Genomic DNA, 17,225 nt, shown 5'->3' with positions numbered 1-17,225 from the left:
GCAGCGCAAGGCCGCCGCCGCGGCCGAGAAGCAGCGTCGCCGCGCCGAGAAGAAGGAGCGCGAGCGCCTCGCTGCCGAGGCCGCCGCCGCGCGCCTCGCGGCCGAGCAGGCCGAGGCGCGCGAGCGGGAGGAAGCGGAGCGAGCGGCGGCCGCTGCGGCACTGGCCGGAGAACACGCCCCATATGAAGAGCGGCGGCGCCCGCGCCAGCTCTGGCCCTGGCTCCTGCTTCCCGTCGCCGCGATTGGCGCGGCGGGGATCGTGATGCTCGCCCAGCCGGACCCGACCTATTCCACTTTCGCAGAGGCGCCTGCGGAACCGGCGCCCGCAGTTGTGCCCGACGAACCGTCCCCCGAGACTCCGCCCGTTGACCAATGCGACACGCTGTGGACGCAGTCGGGCTCGGCTCCGGACCCGGTCGCCGCGCTTCGCGATTTCATCGCCAGCTGCCCGGGCAACGCCAATCTCGCCGAGGCGCGAACCCGGCTCCAGGAACTGACCGCGCCGGTCATCGCGCCGCGGCAGACCGACGGGCGCTGGTCGATCGCCTGGTCGACCGGGGGCACGGACTATTCCGGCACCATGTCGGCGACATCCAACCAGGCCACGATCATCGTGGAATATATGCAGGACGATCAGCCGAAGCGGGTGAGGCAGCGCTGCGTCATCGAAGGCGAGGAGCTCGTCAGCATCCGGTGCAGCGACCCGGTCATCCTGTCGGGGCCGGACGGCTATAGCGCCGACAGCTTCACCCTGCGCTTCACCGACGACAACACCCTTCAGGGCGCGGGCGTCGACGTCCAGGGCACCCAGACCGTCGGCGTCGTGTTGAGAAGGCTCTAGCCGGGAGGCCGACATGCTGCAGCCGAAGCCGCTGGTGAGAGGCGCCGCGCCGCCACCGCCCGTCGTTCAATTGCCTCATCTGTGCGCGACCGGCGGCGCCTTCCCGTCGGCCGGAGGCAGCGGAGCGGCCGAGGCGACGCTCGCCATGGTCCATGTCTTCGCCGCGCCGGGCTATGCCGCCTTCGGCGCGCCCGCGGCCGCGGGACATATGCTGCCGATCAACCAGAACCAGCCGCTCATGGCGGTGATCGGCGCCCAATATGGCGGCGGCGGAAGCACGACGATCGCCTTGCCGAACCTCGCCGGCAGGGTCGCGATCGGCGGCCAGGCGGGTCTCGTCTCGCCCCACGCGCTGCAGATGACATGGCTCATCGCCGCGGCGGCGGGCGCGGGCGGCTACCCTGCGGTCGGCACGATGGCCTTGTTCGCCGGCAGTTATGCGCCGCCGGGCTGGCTGACGGCCGACGGCTCGCTGCTTCCGATCGCCCGCAACGTGCCGCTGTTCGAGGCGATCGGCACGGCCTTCGGCGGTAACCCGGCGGCCTTCGCATTGCCCGATCTCAACGGCAGCGCGCCGATCGGAACGGACGATGGCGTGAGCCTGGGGCAGCCGGTCAAGATCCCCGGCTGGAGCGACGCCGGCGGGCTCGGCCTCACCTGGCTCGTCTGCGTCCAGGGCGCGTTCCCGCCGGCTAATGGCGACGGCGGCTTCCCGCCCGACCACCCGGTCGTGGGAGAGATCATCGCCTTCGCCGGCGGGACCCCGCCCGCAGGCTTCGCGCCGGCCGACGGCCGCCTGCTCGCCGTCGCCGACTATGAGCCGCTCTTCCAATTGATCGGCACGACCTATGGCGGCGACGGGCAGGACGATTTCGCGCTTCCCGACCTTCGCGGCCGCCTGGCGGTCGGCGCGAGCTAGCTCGCCTTGATGCCTAGCTGCCGCTAAACCGGCTCCGAAACGAACCGGAGCCGTGCACATGCAATCGTCTCGCCTTGTCGCCATCCTCCTCCTGGCTGCCGCGGCGCCCGTCGCAGCCCAACGCAGCCTCGACGCCGTGCAGGTGCAGGTCGAGCGGCTTGCGCCGGGAGTCGCTGTGCTGTTCGGCGCCGGCGGCAATATCGGCCTCAGCCATGGCGAGGACGGCAACATCCTGATCGACGACCAATATGCGCCGCTTTCCGAGCGCATCGCTGCCGCGGTCGCCGCCGTCGATCCTGATCCGGTGCGCTTTGTGATCAATACGCACTGGCATGGCGACCATACCGGCGGGAACGAGAATTTCGGCCGGCGCGGCGCAGTGATCGTCGCCCACGACAATGTCCGCCGCCGCCTGTCGGCCGGCCAGATGCTGCGCGGCGAGATGGTTCCCGCCGCGCCGCGCGGGGCGCTGCCGGTGGTGACCTTCGCCGACGGCGTGACGTTCCACCTCAACGGCGACACGATTCGAGTCACTCACGTCGCCAACGCCCATACCGACGGCGACGCGCTGATCTACTGGACCGGCGCCAACGTCCTTCACATGGGCGACACCTTCTTCCACGGCATGCTGCCGTTCATCGACCTCGAATCCGGCGGCTCGGTCGATGGTCTGCTCGCCGCGATCGACACCGCGCTCGCCACCGCCAACGATACGACGCGCATCATTCCGGGCCATGGCCGCATCGCGTCACGCGCCGACCTCATCGCCTATCGCGACCGGATCCGCTCCGTGCGCGACCGGGTCGCCGCCGAGATCGCGGCCGGGCGCTCGCTGGAACAGATCCAGGCGCTCCGGCTGGCCGACCCCTACGGCCGCACCACCGACTTCATCCCGCCCGAGGCGTTCGTCGCATCGGTCTACAACAGCCTGCAGAGCCCGCCGCACCGCCACGAGGGCGGCACGCACCTGCACGGCGAGCGAGGCTGAACAGGAAGCGCTTGCCGCCCCGCCGTTCCTAGCGCCCCGTCTCCGACCAGTGGGGACGGTCGCCGACCAGCTTCTTCACGCCATAGCTGGCGCCGACCGCATGCAGCCCGCCATTGTCGCCGCCGTTGCGCGGGGCGCCGAGTGCGTGGACGACGCCGTGGGCGTCCTTGACCCGCAACGTGCCGGTCCAGCCGATCGTCATGTCCACAGCCTCGCCGCCGATATGGTTGCTGGTCAGCGACGGCTTGAACACGATCCCGAACAGGTCGCGCATCTCGCGCGCGCCGCGCTTCGATTGGGAGTCGCTGCCATGGTCCCAGCGTATGTCGCAGCCCGCCCGCGGCGGCACCGCGGATGCCCGCACCGCGCCTTTCGATATCTGCCAGCAGAAGTGCATCAGGTAGGCGCGGGTTGCGTCGCGATTGCCGGCGGTGATGTTCACCGTCGCGCCTGCCGCTCGCAGGGCATCGAGGAACGGTGTCAGCTTGGCCCGGAAGCTCGGTGCGAGATCGGCGAGCTTGTTGCTGTTGGGAAAGCGCGCCTGATTGGCGTGCCACCATGCCGCGCCGCTCAGGTTCGAGGCTCCCTCCGCCGGTGCGGCCGGCGGCGTGACGGTGGTGCCGTCGGTGAGCGCTCTCCAAGTGGCGCCGCCGACGTCGACCCGCCCATCGGGGTTGGTCCGGCTCATCACCCGCTTCTGGTAGAGCCGGATCGCCTTCAGCGTGTTGTCGCCGAAGCGCCCGTCTATCTCCAGAGGCGCCAACCCGAGGGCCGACATGTGCGGCTGGAGCAGATTCTGCACCGTGGTGACGTCGTCGCTTCGGTTGTTCCCGCCGCGCCCGACGGATCCGCTGATCTCCGGCATGACCTTCCCCTCCCGTTGGTGCCGAACATAGTCTCGGCAGGAGGGGAAATCTTTCGCTTCGGACGCGGCTTATTTGCCGAACACGCGCTCGAAGATCGTGTCGACGTGCTTGTAATGATAGCCGAGGTCGAACTTGTCCTCGATTTCCGACTCGGAGAGCAGGGCGGTGACTTCCTCGTCGCCCTTGAGCAGGTCGAGCAGGCTGAGCGCGCCGTCGCTCTCCCACACCTTCATCGCGTTGCGCTGGACGAGGCGGTAGCTGTCCTCGCGGCTGGCGCCCGCCTGGGTGAGGGCGAGAAGCACCCGCTGCGAATGGATGAGGCCGCCCATCCGGTCCATGTTGCGCTGCATGCGCTCGGGATAGACGAGCAGCTTGTCTATCACGCCGGTGAGGCGTGCGAGGGCGAAGTCGAGGGTGATCGTCGCGTCCGGGCCGATATAGCGCTCGACCGACGAGTGGCTGATGTCGCGCTCGTGCCACAGCGCGACATTCTCCATCGCCGGAGTGACGTAGCCGCGCACCATCCGGGCGAGGCCGGTGAGATTCTCGGTGAGAACCGGGTTGCGCTTGTGCGGCATCGCCGACGAGCCCTTCTGGCCCGGCGAGAAATATTCCTCGGCCTCGAGCACCTCGGTGCGCTGCAGGTGGCGGACCTCGGTCGCGAGCCGCTCGATCGACGAGGCGATCACGCCCAGAGTCGCGAAATAGAGGGCGTGGCGGTCGCGCGGGATGACCTGGGTCGACACCGGCTCGACGGAGAGGCCCATCATCTCCGCGACGTGCTCTTCGACGCGGGGATCGATATTGGCGAAGGTCCCGACGGCGCCGGAGATGGCGCAGGTGGCGATCTCCTCGCGGGCCCACTCCAGCCGGGTCCGGGCGCGCGAAAATTCCGCATAAGCCTCGGCGAGCTTCAGTCCAAAGGTGACCGGCTCGGCATGGATCCCGTGGCTTCGGCCGATCGTCGGGGTGAGCTTGTGCTCCAACGCGCGCCGCTTCAGCACGTCCAGCAGCTGGTCGAGGTCGGTGAGCAGGATGTCCGTCGCGCGCGCCAGCTGCACCGCGAGCGCGGTGTCGAGCACGTCGGAGCTGGTCATGCCCTGGTGGAGGAAGCGCGCCTCCGGCCCGACCTGCTCGGCGACCCAGGTCAGGAAGGCGATCACGTCATGCTTGGTCACCGCCTCGATCGCGTCGATCCGCTCGACGTCGATTTGGGGCTCCGTCCGCCACCAGTCCCAAACCTTCGCGGCGGCCTCGCGCGGCACGACTCCGAGCTCGGCCATCGCGTCGAGGGCATGCGCCTCGATCTCGAACCAGATTCGGAAGCGGGATTCGGGCGACCAGATGGCCGCCATGGCGGGGCGGGAATAGCGGGGAACCATGCGCCGAGCCTCTAGGAGGGGGAGGGGAGGCAATCAATCCTCCCCGGCACGGGGAGGGGGACCGCGCGCGCAGCGCGTGGTGGAGGGGGCCCTCCGTCGGTGCAAGTCTCTGGGCCCCCTCCGTCAGCGCTTCGCGCTGCCACCTCCCCGTGCCGGGGAGGATTTTACATCAGCCCAAGCGCTCTCAGGCTGGCGTGGCCGGTTCGCCCGATGATGACATGATCGTGAAGCGTGATGCGCAGGTGCCGCGCGGCGTCGGCGATGTCCTTGGTGATGGCGATGTCCTGCGGGCTCGGGCGCGGGTCGCCGCTCGGGTGGTTGTGGACGATGATGAGGCCCGTCGCTTGGTAGTCGAGCGCCCTGCGGACGATCTCGCGGACATAGACCGCGCTCTCGTCGACCGAGCCTTCCCACATCGGCTCGTCGCGGATCAGTCGGTTCTTCGAATCGAGGAACAGGACTCGCACCCGCTCGACGGCGAGATGGGCCATGTCGGCGTGGAGATAGTCGAGCAGGGCCTGCCACGAGCCCAGGATCGGCTGCTCGGCGATCTCTGCGCGCAGCAGCCGCAACGCCGAGGCCTGCGCGATCTTGAGCGCCGCGACCTGTCCCTCGGTCAGCCCGGCCCGCTCCAGCGCCTCGTGATCGGCGGAGAGCAGCGCCCCGAATCCGCCGAACCGCGCGATCAGCTGCTTGGCGAGCGGCTTCTGGTCGCGCCGAGGCGTGTTGAGACCGAGCAGATATTCGACCAGCTCATGGTCGAGCAGGGCGTCGGGACCGCCCTCGGCGAGCCTCTGCCGCAGCCGCGCGCGATGACCGCTATGATCGACGGGATCGGATTCGCCCAACTTCGCGCGTTCCCCCCAAGCCGTTCGGGCTGAGCTTGTCGAAGCCCTGTTCTTCCTACCTCCTTCAAAAAGAAAGGACAGCCCTTCGACAAGCTCAGGGCGAACGGGGGTGGGGCAGCTCAGGCTGAGCGGCGCGTTGGGTCGAGCGCGCGCAGCGCCATGTTGACTCGAATCTCCCCCCTTCCTAAAGGGGCCGCGCCTTGGCGGGCTCGCCGCTTGGCAGATGCGCTTGGCCGCTTGGACGCCGTTCAAACCGGCGCTTTCTACGGAGAAGCGGATTGCCCAGCAAAGAGCCTGGACTGGACCCCCTCGACGAGGACGCCCGCCTGAACGCGCTTGATGAGCGTTTGCGGCGCGCGCGAACCGAAGAGGCGAGCAGGTCGGGAGAAGGGCGCGACAAGGGCGATGACGATTATCGTCTCGGCATGCGCGTGCTTTCCTACCTGCTCGGCGGGATATTTGGAGGTGCGGTGGTCGGCTGGACGCTCGACTGGCTGCTCGGCACTTCCCCATGGCTCCTGATCGCGATGCCGATCCTCGGGATCGTCAGCGGGTTCAGGAACATCATCAGGCTTTCCAGCAAGCGCCCGTGATCCTGCGGGCGCTTGGCGCACGATTTTAAGACGGAACCGACCCAGCATGGCCGAAGAATCGACCGCGATCGACCCGATGCACCAGTTCCAGGTGCAGACGATCGCCGACCTCTTCACCATTGGCGACACCCAGATCGCCTTCACCAACAGCGCCGCGTGGATGGTCGCGACGGTGGTCGCCCTGTGGCTGTTCATGCTCGGCGGCATGAAGCAGGCGGTCGTCCCCGGCCGCTGGCAGATGATGGTCGAAGGCTTCACCGGCTTCGTCACCAAGCTGGTCGACGAGAATATCGGCAAGGGCGGCCGCAAGTATCTGCCCTACATCTTCTCGCTGTTCATGTTCATCCTGTTCGCCAACCTGCTCGGCATGCTGCCGCTGGGTCTGGTCGGGCTTCACCCGTTCACCTTCACCAGCCACTTCACCGTGACCGGCGTGCTGGCGATCATGAGCTTCTCGATCGTTCTGATCGTCGGCTTCTGGAAACATGGCCTGAAATTCTTCAGCCTGTTCGTGCCGCACGGCACGCCTGTGCCGATGATCCCGCTCATCTTCTTCATTGAGCTGATCTCCTTCGCCTTCCGGCCGTTCTCGCTTGGTCTGCGACTGTTCGTCGCGATGACCGCGGGCCACATTCTTCTGAAGGTGCTCGCCGGCTTCGTGATCAACTCGACCAATGCCGGCGCCCTGTGGGGCGGCGTGGTCGGAATCCCCAGCTTCGCCCTGATGGTCGGCATCTCCGCGCTGGAAGTGCTGGTGGCCGGCATCCAGGCCTATGTCTTTGCGCTGCTGACGTCGCTCTACATCCACGACGCCGAGCATCTGCACTGAGTTTTCAACGGGTTACTTTAACTTTTTCGATCAAGGAGTGAATGAAATGGACGCAGAAGCAGCGAAGCTCATTGGCGCCGGTCTCGCGGCGATCGGCGCGGGCATGGCCGCGATCGGCGTGGGCTCGGTTTTCGGCAACTTCCTGCAGAGCGCTCTGCGCAACCCGGGAGCCGCCGACAGCCAGCAGGGCCGCCTGTTTATCGGCTTCGCCGCCGCTGAGCTTCTCGGCCTGCTCGCCTTCGTCGTGGCGATGATCCTGATCTTCGTCGCCTAACTGACACCGGTTCGGGGCGGCCTCGAGCCGCCCCGCACAGGTGATTGGATAAAGAGCGCCAATGCCTCAAATCGAGCAACTCGCCGCCACTTACGGATCGCAGATCTTCTGGCTGCTGGTCACGTTCGGCATCGTCTACCTGGTCATCGGCCGCGGCATGGCCCGCAAGGTCGTGGGCACGGTCGAGCTGCGCGACCGGACCGTGGCCGAAGACCTGTCGTCGGCGGAAGCCGCGCGCGCCTCCGCCGATCAGGCCGAGGAGCAGTGGCGGGCGCAGGAAAATGCCGCGCGTGAGCAGGCCAAGCGCAAGCTGGCCGAGGCGCGTGCCGCCGGGGCCAAGGCCTCGGAGCAGCGCCTGGGCGCCGCCAATGCCGAGCTCGATGCCAAGGTGAGCGAGGCCGAGGCGCGCATCGCCGCGGCCCAGCAGGCGGCGCTGACCGAGATCGGCGCGGTTGCCGCCGACGCCGCGCGCGACATCGTCCGCCGCGTCGCCGAGACCGAGGTCGAGGAAGCCGAGGCGAGGAAGGCCGTCGAAAAGGTGCTTCATGGCTGAGCCGCACACCGGGACCGTCGCGTCCAACCTCAATGATCCGCACGAGGCTGCGGACGCGCCCCACACCGGCACCGAGGCTCTGACCACCGAGGCTGGCGGAGTCGGTCACGACAACCACCCCGACCCGGCCGTCGCGGGCGTCCTCAACGCGACCGTGTTCGTGTCGCTGGCGATGGCGGTGTTCATCGCCATCCTGATCTGGAAGAAGGTCCCCGGCCTGATCGTCGGCGGCCTCGACAAGCAGATCGCCGCGATCCGGACGCGTCTCGAAGAGGCCAAGGCGATCCGCGCCGAGGCCGAGGCGCTGCGCGACGAATATGCCCGCAAGCTGGCGAGCGTCGACAGCGAGGTCGCCGGCATGATGAGCCAGGCCGAGCATGAGGCGCAGGCCATCGTCGCCAAGGCCGGCCAGGATGCCGAGGCGCTGGTCGCCCGCCGCACCCGCATGGCCGAGGACAAGATCGCCGCCGCCGAGCGCGCCGCGGTCGACGAAGTCCGCGCCCGCGCCGCCGCGGCTGCCGCTGCGGCCGCCGAGCAGCTGATCCGCGAGCGCCTCGACGAGGGCCAGGACCGCAAGCTGGTCGACCAGGCCATCACCGGCCTCAACCGCCCGCACTAAGACCAGATCCTCCCCCAGCTCGCTGGGGGAGGGGAACCACCGAAGGTGGTGGAGAGGCCGGCGCATTGCGCCGGTCCTTTCATTTGTGCTGCCCGCCGTTGGGCCCTCGTGCGGCGCAATAATCCTGCAGCTGCCCCAAGCTCGTTCCCGCCTCGTCCAGCACGAACTGGTAGATGTCGTGGCTGGTGATTCGGTCGCGAAAGCCGGGCAGTCCCTGGGCTTCCGACTTCAGGCGCAGGATCAGCGCCCGGTCGGCGTGCTGGAGCCGCGCGTCGAGCGCCGCGAACTCGTCCAGCTTCTGCTCGTAGACCGGCGGGTCCCAGGCCCACAGGTCGATCTTCCAGGCGTGGCCGTCGGACGCGGCGATTCGGAAGCCGAAATAGTAGCCCTGACCATAATCGCCGCGCGGCCTGAACCATTCGTCATTGTAGGTGATTCGGTAGGCCACGTGGCCGGCCGCGCCGAGCGCGGCGACCATGGGCGGCAGCACCGCGACGAAGCGGTCGCGATGGGCGGGGTCCAGCGGCACGTAGATGTCGATGTCGCGCCACGTCATCAGGTCGAGGGCGACGCTGCCGACGATGATCGGCCGCCGGAATTGCCGCTCGAGCAGCGCCGCCAGGCCGGACCCAGTGATCAGGTCGAGCGCCTCCTGGCGCAGCGCCGCCGCTCTCTGCTCGTGAAACATGAGCGGAGGCTAGAGCGCAAATCCGCGCCTTGCCAGCGCCGCGCCGGGACCGGGCCTAGCCGCCGGCCGGTACGAGATGGTCGGCCGAGGCGAAACCCTGGAGAAGGCGGCCGTCGAGGATCGTCTGTACCTCGATGAAGCCGTTGACCGGACTCCCCGAGATCGCGCGCACCGGATGCCGGTTCGGCAATTTGGCAGCCACGTTCTTCTCGATCGGGCTGCTGACTTTGGCTTCGCGGCGCAGGCGGAGATTGCTGGAATTCGTGTTCACCCGCAAAGCCGGGCCGGTGGCGGTGATCCCGCCGCCCGACGGGGCCGGCGCGGGAGCGGGTGCAGGAGCCGGTGCGCCGGTGACCTGGACGGTCCGCGACAGCGCGACGAAATCGCGGATGCATTCCCCGTAGAATTTGTCGCCCGACTTGTGGCCCTGCTTCAGGCCCTTGCTCGGCTTGAACCCGCCGGTGTTGTAGCAGATCGCGACCTTGCAGAATTCCTCGTCTGTGATCGTGCTGCGCCCCTGCAGGCCGAGCGTCTTGAGACCGTTGCGAAGCTCGCCCAGAGCGCGTTTCAGCGAGTTCCCGAACACCTCATAGTCCTTGTTGAGGAAATAATCCGGGTTCTGGAGGAAGAACTGGAGGTCGTACTGGAACACGCCGAAGCCGTGCGCGAACTTGTTCTTCCTGGTCCGGGCGAATTCGTAGCCCGGCACATGCTCGGCCATGGCGAGCAGCGCCGCTCGGGCAATGTCGAACATCTTCTGCCCGCTCGGCTCGGCGACCAGGTGCGCCTTGGTGCGCGGAAAAGCCTTGCGGCCCTTGTCTTCGTCCAGCGTGTCGCCGCAACACAGAGCGGCGATGCGTTCGGGGGTGAGCCCGGGCTTCTTGCGCATGACGCTCCATAGAGATCCGGTTTCCTGGCAGGCGATCGCCGTAAGCATGTCGAGGTCGAACACGGTTCCCTGAACCGCTTGCTCGATCTCGTCGCCGAAATTGGTCTTGAACCAGAGAATATCCGCCTTGGTCGCCATTGCTCCCCTCCCGCAACAGCCCCTGTACTTATGTTGTACATGAAATCGCGGTTGCTGCCAAAGCACTCGTCTTGCGCGGAGTGGCAGCGCCGCCCCGCTGGCGATTGGCGCTGCTCTTCCCTAAATCGCGCCGGTGACCAATAAGCCCGACGCTCCCGATCGCTTCAACGAGGAACGTGCCACCTATACGGTGCGCGGCTCGGATGCGCCCGATCTCGAAATCGGCGTGAAGGCGATCCGCGACGTGGTGCGCACGCTGCCGGTCCGCCCCGGCGTCTACCGGATGCTCGATGCCAAGGGCGACGTCCTCTATGTCGGCAAGGCGCGGTCGCTGAAGAACCGGGTGACCAACTACACCCAGGTCGCTCGGCTGACGAAGCGGCTCCAGCGCATGGTCGCCCAGACCCGCGGCCTCCAGATCGTCACCACCAACAACGAGGCCGAGGCGCTTCTGCTTGAGGCGCAGCTGATCAAGCGCTACCGGCCGCCCTACAACGTCCTCCTGCGCGACGACAAAAGCTTCCCATTCATCCTTCTGCGCGAGGACCATGCCTTTCCGCGGGTCCAGCTCCACCGCGGCGCGCGCCGTCACAAGGGGCAATATTACGGGCCGTTCGCAAGCGCGGGCTCGGTGCGCACGACCCTCACCGCGCTTCAGAAACTGTTCCTCTTGCGCTCCTGCACCGACAGCTTCTTCGCCAACCGGTCGCGGCCGTGCCTGCTCTATCAAATCCGCCGCTGCTCGGCGCCCTGCGTCGGCCGCATCGACCAGGCCGGCTATGCGGAGCTGATCGGCGACGCCAAGGACTTCCTGTCCGGCAAGTCCACCAAGGTGCAGCAGAAGCTCGGCCGCCAGATGCAGGACGCGGCCGAGGCGATGGATTACGAGCTCGCCGCAGTCTACCGCGACCGCCTGCGCGCGCTGACCTACATCCAGGGCAGCCAGGCGATCCACGCCGAGAAGGTGGGGGACGCCGACATCTTCGCGCTCGCCTCGAAGGGCGGCACGATGGGCATCCAGGCCTTCTTCATCCGCGGCGGCCAGAATTGGGGCGCGCGAAGCTTCTTCCCTGCGCACACCAGCGAGGTGCCGGAGGAGGAGGTGCTGTCGAGCTTCCTCGTCCAGTTCTACGAGGAAGTGCCGCCGCCGCGCCTCATCCTCCTCGACCGCGAGATGAGCGAGCGCACCCTGCTCGAAGAAGCGTTCGGCGAGCGCGCCGGCCGCAAGGTCGAGATCAAGATGCCCCAGCGCGGCGAGCAGCGCCGTCTCGTCGCCCAGGCCAAGCGCAACGCGGAAGAGGCGCTCGACCGGCGGCTGGCCGAGACCAGCACCCAGGCCAAGAACCTGCGCGCGCTTGCCGAGCTGTTCGACCTGCCCGAGCCTCCGAACCGCATCGAGGTCTATGACAACAGCCACGTCCAGGGCACCAATGCCGTGGGCGCGATGATCGTCGCGGGGCCGGAGGGCTTCCGCAAGAACAGCTACCGCAAGTTCAACATCCGCAATCCCGAGACCGTGCCCGGCGACGATTTCGCGATGATGCGCGAGGTCCTCGGCCGCCGCTTCGCCCGGCTCGAGAAGGAGGATCCGGACCGCTCCAAGGGCGACTGGCCCGACCTCTTGCTGATCGACGGCGGCAAGGGCCAGCTCTCCGCCGTCTGCGAGGTGATGGAGGATGCCGGGGTCCACGACATCCCGGTCGTCGCGGTGAGCAAGGGCCCGGACCGCAACGCCGGCCGCGAGACCTTCCACCTGCCCAACGGCCGCGACTTCCAGCTGCCGCCGAACGACCCGGTGCTGTTCTACCTGCAGCGGCTTCGCGATGAAGCCCACCGCTTCGCGATCGGCGCCCACCGAACCAAGCGCGCGAAGTCCATCTCGGCGTCTCCGCTCGACGACGTCCCCGGCATCGGCCCCAACCGCAAGCGCGCTTTGCTGATGCACTTCGGCACTGCCCGCGCCGTGCGCAATGCAGCGTTGGACGACATCGCCAAGGTCCCCGGAATCAGCCGCGCCACCGCCCAGGGCATCTACGATTATTTCCACCCGCGCGGGTGAGGATCAGCCGCGGCTCCAGCGCGCCAGCTCATTGCCGCGCTCCACGTCGACGATGCGCACCTGCTCGAATTCCGCGCCGATCAGGCAGGCGGGGATGGCATTGGGGTCGGGGGAGAGGCAGCGGATCACGCCGCCCTGCGGCCCAGCGCGCAGCCGCCCGGTGATGATCAGGTCATAGCCCAGTGGCCGCGCCGGATCTTGCCCTTCCTCCAGCCTGAGGATGGTCGAATAGGCGCGCTCGTCGCGGCGGCCGACCCGCGAATCCTGTTCCGTGAAGAATTGCGCGAGGCCGACCCTGGCCGGTCCGAGCACCGCCGACGCGGCCTGGCCCGTGGGGCAAGCCGGTTGCAGGATCCACGGCCGCGGAATCCAGAAGCCCTCGGCCGCTTCTATGCCTTCGCCGCCAAGAGCAGCGACGAGGGGATCGGCGAGGCCGATATCGGGGGTCGCCTCGATCGTGATGGTGCGGGCGTCGGCGTCGTGACGCAGCGTGGGATTGGCGAGCGGTGTTGCTTCCGGCGGCGCACCGCAGCCGAAGCGGACGCGCAGCTCGAAGCGGTCGCCGTCGAGCTCGGCCTGCGCCTCGCGGTCGTCGAGGCCAGCTGCCTGCGCGCTGCGCGCCCGCACGACGGCGAGCAGCAGTCGCTCGCGGTCGAGCGGCGGCTCCGGCTGGGGCAGCGCTATCGGTGGCTGCCGTGGCTGTTCGGCGGCAACATTGTTCTGCGCGGCGGGCTCTGGCGGCTGCGGCTCGCAGCCGGCCAGCGCGACCGCCGCCGCGGCCCAGGCCAGCATCCGCTTGTCGTTCGAGGCGTTCACCACCCCGTGATAGCAAAGACCCTCCGCCATGCGAACCGCCCTTGCGTCCTGGGCCGCCGCCATGGGATGGCGCGCGGGATGGAGACACCGCGATGAGTTTCGACCAGCTGGTCACGCTGCTCGTGCTTGCCGCCGTGGTGGGGGCCCTGGTGTTCGACAAGGGCCGCGCCGACGTCGTCGCGTTGACTGGCGCCGCGGTTCTGCTTCTCACCGGCGCAGTGCGCCCGGTCGAGGTTCAGGGAGCATTTGCCAGCCCGGCGATTATCGCGCTCGCGTCGCTGTTCGTGATCGCCTACGCGATGGAGCTGTCGGGGCTGCTCGACACTGCCATCCACAAGATGGTGGGTCTGTGCCGCCGCATCGGCGGCCTCGGAATCTGGCTGCTGATCGCGATTTGCGGGGCGGCGTCCGCCTTCCTCAACAATACGCCGATCGTCGTGCTGAGCGCACCGGTGGTGCGCGATGTCGCAAAGTCGCTGAACCTGCCGCCCAAGCGCTTTCTGATGCCTCTGTCCTATGCGGCGGTTCTCGGTGGATGCTGCACGCTGATCGGCACCTCGACCAATCTTCTGGTCGACGACATGGCAAGCATCGCCGGGCAGCCGCGCTTCGGCATCTTCGAGATCACGCCGGTCGGCCTCGCGGTCGCGGCCGCCGGCATGGTCTATCTGCTGCTGTTCGCCGACCGCCTTCTCGCCCGCGCGGTGTCCGATTCCGAGCCCGAGCCCGAGTCCGCGGAAGTCGCTGTCGGCGCGCTCGATGAGGCGGGACTCGCTGGCTCGCAGCTCGGCTCGGCGCAAGCCTTTGCGCCGGATCGGCCACTGAGGCCGCTGAAGGCCCTGCTGTCGGCAGGCATCTTCCTTGCCGTGATCCTGCTGGCGAGCCTGAACGTCGCTCCGATCGCCGCTTGCGCCTTCGCGGGCGCGGTGTTGCTGATTCTCCTGCGCGTGATTACCGCCGACGAGGCCTATTCAGGGCTGAGGCCCGACATCCTGATGCTGATCGCCGGGATGATCGTGCTCGGCATCGCGCTGGACGAAAGCGGCCTCGCCAGCGCCGCCACCGAGCGGCTGGTCGGCTCGCTCGAGCAGCTGCAGCCGATTGTCGCTCTCGCGATTCTCTACGGTGCGACCCTGTTCCTGACCGAGCTCCTGTCCAACGCCACCGTTGCGGTGCTGATCACTCCCCTCGCGGTCGCCCTCGCCGAGACGCTGGGCGTCAGCCCGCGTCCGTTCCTCGTGGCGGTAATGGTCGCCGGCAGCGCCGCCTTTGCCACCCCGTTCGGCTATCAGACCAATGTCCTTGTCTATCAGATGGGCGGCTACAGCTTCATGGACTTTGTCCGGGTTGGTTTGCCCCTTAACCTGATCACCTGGGTCGTCGGCGTGGCGGCAATCTGGATGACCTTTCCCTTCTAGCCGCAGCGCTCGAACACGCGCTCGGGCGTGCGCAGCCGCGCCGCACGGCCGTTCTCGATTTCGAACTGGTAGGGTCGCCCCTCACCGGGGACGAGCTCGAGGCGGATCGAGTCGGGCTCGGTGAACGGTGCCGCGAGCGTGTCGATCGCGCCCATCCTCACCGCGATTCGCTCGTCGTCCGCCGCGACGGCGAGGGTGCCGTAATCGGCGTTGCAGTAGCGGCCCGAATAAGCGGCGCGTGGCAGGCTCAGCCGCCACGGACGGTCCGCCCGGCGGGTACGGTCCTCTGCGATCGCCTGGCGCCGCCGCTGCGCCTGCGTGACGAGCTGCTCGACGCGCTCGTCGGCCTCGCGCCGCGCCGCCTCCGGCCCGGCCTGGAACCAGCGATAGGCATAGGCGGCGGCGATATCGACGAGCAGGTAGCCGGCGCCTTCGTCGTTGGTGACGATGGCCACGCCAAGGTCGCGCGACGGCATGAACGAAACGTGCGAGCGCGCGCCGGCATAGCCGCCGAACGAGTGGTAGAGAGTCTCGCCTTCGAACGCGCCCGAATACCAGCCGAGCCCGTAGCCCGCGCGGCGATACGGCCCAAACGACTGGTCCAGCGTGCCGATCGGTCGGTGGGTCATCGTGACGAGATCGGCGGGAATCGGCAACGGCCGCCCGCCGCGATGCGCCGCCAACTGCAGCGTCAGCCAGCGCGACAGGTCGTTGCCGCTCGAGAACAGGCCGCCGGCCGACTGCATGTTGCTGTCGATCTTGAGCAGGTTCAGCCGCTCCGGACCGGTGGGGCCGAGGCCGTAGGGCGCGGCGAAGGTCTGCGTCCTGCGCAACTCGGCGAGGCCGTCCGGATGGGTCTGGGTGGCTCCGATCGGGCGAAGCACCTCGTCGCGCACGATGTCCTGCCAGCGCCGTCCGAGCCGCCGCTCGATCAGCAGGGTCGCGAGATTGTAGCCGAGATTGCCATAGTCGAACGTCCCGAGCGGGGCCTCGCCGTTCGGCCGCATCTGTCCGACCATCCGCCACAGCGTCGCCGCGTCATGCTCGCCGCTATAGGCGAGGCGGAACTCCATCCCGCCGCTTTCGAGGCCGTGGGTGTGGCTGAGCAGGTGGCGCAGCGTGACCGCGTCGGCGCGGATCGCCCGATCGAAGGCGACGTCCGGCGCGAGTTCGGCCAATGTCCAGTCGAGGTCGACCTGTCCGCGCCGTTCGAGCACCGCGAAGGCGAGGCCGACGAAGCTTTTGGTCGACGAGGCGATGTAGACCCGCGTGTCCGGAGTCATCGGCACGCGGCGCTCGATGTCGGCCATGCCGAAGGCGTCGAGGAAGATCGGTCCGTCGCTCCGCGCGATCGCGACCGATACGCCGGGCACCGACCCGAGCCGCGCCAGCGCCCCCTCCATGAATGATTGAAAATCGGCCGCGAACCTTTCCTCCTCCGCGTCGCGCGGGATCAGCGCGGCCGAGTTGGAGCCGAGCTGGGGCTGGGCGGCGCAGCCGGCCAGCAGCGCAGCCGCGGCGGCGGCCGCGGCGAGCAGGATCGTGGTCTGGCGCATCGTTCCTCCCTTGCGCTGCGAAAGCTGCGCCTCCCGCGTGGCCCTGTCCAGCAGGCTCGCAACCGAGGCACTTTTGCGCGATGGGGAGGAATGACCGATCCGATCCCCGTCTCGACCATCGCCAACCTCATCCAGCTGTCGATCGCGCCGGTCTTCCTGCTCGCCGGTGTCGGAGCGATCCTCAACGTGATGGCGACGCGGCTGTCGCGCGTGGTCGACCGCGTGCGCCGGCTGGAGGCGGAGTTCGCCGGCACATCGGAGGTCCTCCAGAAGCTGGCCCGGGCTGAGCTCAGCCGTCTTGGCAAGCGCATGAAGCTGATCAACTGGGCGATCACCGCGGTCACCGCTGGCGCGCTCACGGTCTGCCTCGTCGTCGCCGTCCTGTTCGTCGGCGGCCTCGCCGATTCCAGCGTCGGCAATCTCATCGCGGCGCTCTACGTCCTGACCATGGCGCTGCTGGTCGGCGGCCTTGTCCTGTTTCTGCTCGAGATCCGCCTCGCATCGCGCAATCTGCGCGTCCGCTACGAGTTGCTCGACATTGATTTGGACGGCGGCGCGCCCCGCGACATCTAAGCGTTTCGTCGAGCATAAGCCTCGACTCGTCGCTCCCCGCGCTGAGGAAAGTTAACGCGCCGGAACGGTCCGCGTCAGTAACGGTTCACCTGATCGCAGACCGCCGGCACGCTGCCTTGGCCGGCCTGTGTCCTCGCTCTTGTCAGGGAGTATCGAATATGCGGAAATCAGTCCTCGCCGTCCTTCTGGCCGGCTCGGTGTCGCTGGGCGCGTGCGCCACGACGGCTCAGGAAGATGCAATGCTTGAAGGCGCCGGCACCGGCGCTGCGATCGGCGCGGTCGGCGGGGCCGGCGTCGGCGCGCTCGCCGGCGATCCGATCGCCGGGGCGGCAGACCGGAAGAGCTCACGTCTGGACTTCAGCCACGTGAAACGATC

The 17,225-nt window shown here is 68.2% G+C and carries 19 protein-coding genes; 12 read left to right on the top strand and 7 right to left on the bottom strand.

Features of this window, described 5'->3' with window-relative positions; all coding sequences use genetic code 11:
• From G7B71_RS14255 to G7B71_RS14245, 3 genes are all read left to right on the top strand, one after another.
• A partial coding sequence (locus G7B71_RS14255; protein WP_207774810.1) for a hypothetical protein occupies positions 1-841 on the top strand: 841 nt, incomplete at its 5' end.
• Positions 842-854: 13 nt separating this feature from the next.
• Entirely contained in the window at positions 855-1,760 is a 906-nt protein-coding gene (locus tag G7B71_RS14250) for a phage tail protein (RefSeq protein ID WP_166042067.1), read from the top strand.
• Positions 1,761-1,818: 58 nt separating this feature from the next.
• The gene (locus tag G7B71_RS14245; RefSeq protein ID WP_166042065.1) at positions 1,819-2,748 is read left to right on the top strand and encodes an MBL fold metallo-hydrolase; all 930 of its coding nucleotides are present in this window, start codon (positions 1,819-1,821) and stop codon (positions 2,746-2,748) included.
• Between the two features lie 28 nt (positions 2,749-2,776).
• Here the strand turns inward: G7B71_RS14245 and G7B71_RS14240 are convergent, their stop codons facing one another.
• From G7B71_RS14240 to radC, 3 genes are all read right to left on the bottom strand, one after another.
• Positions 2,777-3,613: a peptidoglycan-binding domain-containing protein gene (locus tag G7B71_RS14240; protein WP_166042063.1), complete on the bottom strand. Its 837-nt coding sequence runs from the start codon at positions 3,611-3,613 to the stop codon at positions 2,777-2,779.
• Between the two features lie 69 nt (positions 3,614-3,682).
• Positions 3,683-4,996 carry an adenylosuccinate lyase gene (gene purB, locus G7B71_RS14235; RefSeq protein WP_166042060.1) on the bottom strand — a complete coding sequence of 438 codons (1,314 nt, stop codon included), beginning with the start codon at positions 4,994-4,996 and terminating at the stop codon, positions 3,683-3,685.
• A gap of 164 nt (positions 4,997-5,160) precedes the next feature.
• Entirely contained in the window at positions 5,161-5,844 is a 684-nt protein-coding gene (gene radC / locus G7B71_RS14230) for a DNA repair protein RadC (RefSeq protein WP_166042057.1), read from the bottom strand.
• Positions 5,845-6,122: 278 nt separating this feature from the next.
• Between radC and G7B71_RS14225 the strand changes: the two genes are divergently transcribed.
• From G7B71_RS14225 to G7B71_RS14205, 5 genes are all read left to right on the top strand, one after another.
• Entirely contained in the window at positions 6,123-6,437 is a 315-nt protein-coding gene (locus G7B71_RS14225) for an AtpZ/AtpI family protein (protein WP_166042055.1), read from the top strand.
• 46 nt (positions 6,438-6,483) lie between these two features.
• Positions 6,484-7,266: a F0F1 ATP synthase subunit A gene (locus G7B71_RS14220; protein WP_166042053.1), complete on the top strand. Its 783-nt coding sequence runs from the start codon at positions 6,484-6,486 to the stop codon at positions 7,264-7,266.
• A gap of 46 nt (positions 7,267-7,312) precedes the next feature.
• Positions 7,313-7,540 carry a F0F1 ATP synthase subunit C gene (locus G7B71_RS14215; RefSeq protein ID WP_166042051.1) on the top strand — a complete coding sequence of 76 codons (228 nt, stop codon included), beginning with the start codon at positions 7,313-7,315 and terminating at the stop codon, positions 7,538-7,540.
• 61 nt (positions 7,541-7,601) lie between these two features.
• Complete coding sequence (locus G7B71_RS14210; RefSeq protein ID WP_166042048.1) at positions 7,602-8,093, top strand: ATPase; 492 nt, start codon at positions 7,602-7,604, stop codon at positions 8,091-8,093.
• Complete coding sequence (locus G7B71_RS14205; protein WP_166042046.1) at positions 8,086-8,712, top strand: hypothetical protein; 627 nt, start codon at positions 8,086-8,088, stop codon at positions 8,710-8,712. The genes G7B71_RS14210 and G7B71_RS14205 overlap by 8 nt, the downstream gene beginning before the upstream one ends.
• A 79-nt stretch (positions 8,713-8,791) precedes the next feature.
• On the opposite strand, the gene G7B71_RS14200 is transcribed toward G7B71_RS14205, so the two are convergent.
• Positions 8,792-9,400, bottom strand: a complete 609-nt coding sequence (locus tag G7B71_RS14200) for a hypothetical protein (RefSeq protein WP_166042044.1) — start codon at positions 9,398-9,400, stop codon at positions 8,792-8,794.
• Positions 9,401-9,455: 55 nt separating this feature from the next.
• Positions 9,456-10,427, bottom strand: a complete 972-nt coding sequence (locus G7B71_RS14195; RefSeq protein ID WP_166042043.1) for an SH3 domain-containing protein — start codon at positions 10,425-10,427, stop codon at positions 9,456-9,458.
• Between the two features lie 133 nt (positions 10,428-10,560).
• On the opposite strand from G7B71_RS14195, the gene uvrC reads away from it, so the two are divergent.
• Entirely contained in the window at positions 10,561-12,486 is a 1,926-nt protein-coding gene (gene uvrC / locus G7B71_RS14190) for an excinuclease ABC subunit UvrC (protein WP_166042041.1), read from the top strand.
• 3 nt (positions 12,487-12,489) lie between these two features.
• Here uvrC and G7B71_RS14185 read toward each other — a convergent pair whose 3' ends face one another.
• A complete protein-coding gene (locus G7B71_RS14185; protein ID WP_166042039.1) occupies positions 12,490-13,332 on the bottom strand; it encodes a hypothetical protein in 843 nt (280 codons plus the stop codon).
• A gap of 62 nt (positions 13,333-13,394) precedes the next feature.
• On the opposite strand from G7B71_RS14185, the gene G7B71_RS14180 reads away from it, so the two are divergent.
• A complete protein-coding gene (locus G7B71_RS14180; RefSeq protein WP_166042037.1) occupies positions 13,395-14,720 on the top strand; it encodes an SLC13 family permease in 1,326 nt (441 codons plus the stop codon).
• On the opposite strand, the gene G7B71_RS14175 is transcribed toward G7B71_RS14180, so the two are convergent.
• Positions 14,717-16,276, bottom strand: coding sequence for a serine hydrolase domain-containing protein (locus tag G7B71_RS14175; RefSeq protein WP_166042035.1), 1,560 nt, complete (start codon positions 16,274-16,276; stop codon positions 14,717-14,719). The two genes, G7B71_RS14180 and G7B71_RS14175, sit on opposite strands and share 4 nt — an antisense overlap.
• Positions 16,277-16,366: 90 nt before the next feature.
• Here G7B71_RS14175 and G7B71_RS14170 point away from each other — a divergent pair, with 90 nt between their 5' ends.
• Positions 16,367-16,849, top strand: a complete 483-nt coding sequence (locus tag G7B71_RS14170) for a DUF2721 domain-containing protein (RefSeq protein ID WP_166042033.1) — start codon at positions 16,367-16,369, stop codon at positions 16,847-16,849.
• Positions 16,850-17,007: 158 nt separating this feature from the next.
• Positions 17,008-17,225: hypothetical protein (locus tag G7B71_RS14165; RefSeq protein WP_166042030.1), on the top strand; the 218-nt coding region annotated here is incomplete at its 3' end.

Origin of the sequence: Sphingosinicella sp. YJ22, from assembly GCF_011320075.1 — a bacterium.
Taxonomy (GTDB): domain Bacteria; phylum Pseudomonadota; class Alphaproteobacteria; order Sphingomonadales; family Sphingomonadaceae; genus Allosphingosinicella.
The sequence above is the reverse complement of the archived record's forward strand: the minus strand, read 5'-3'. Positions and strand labels throughout refer to the sequence as shown.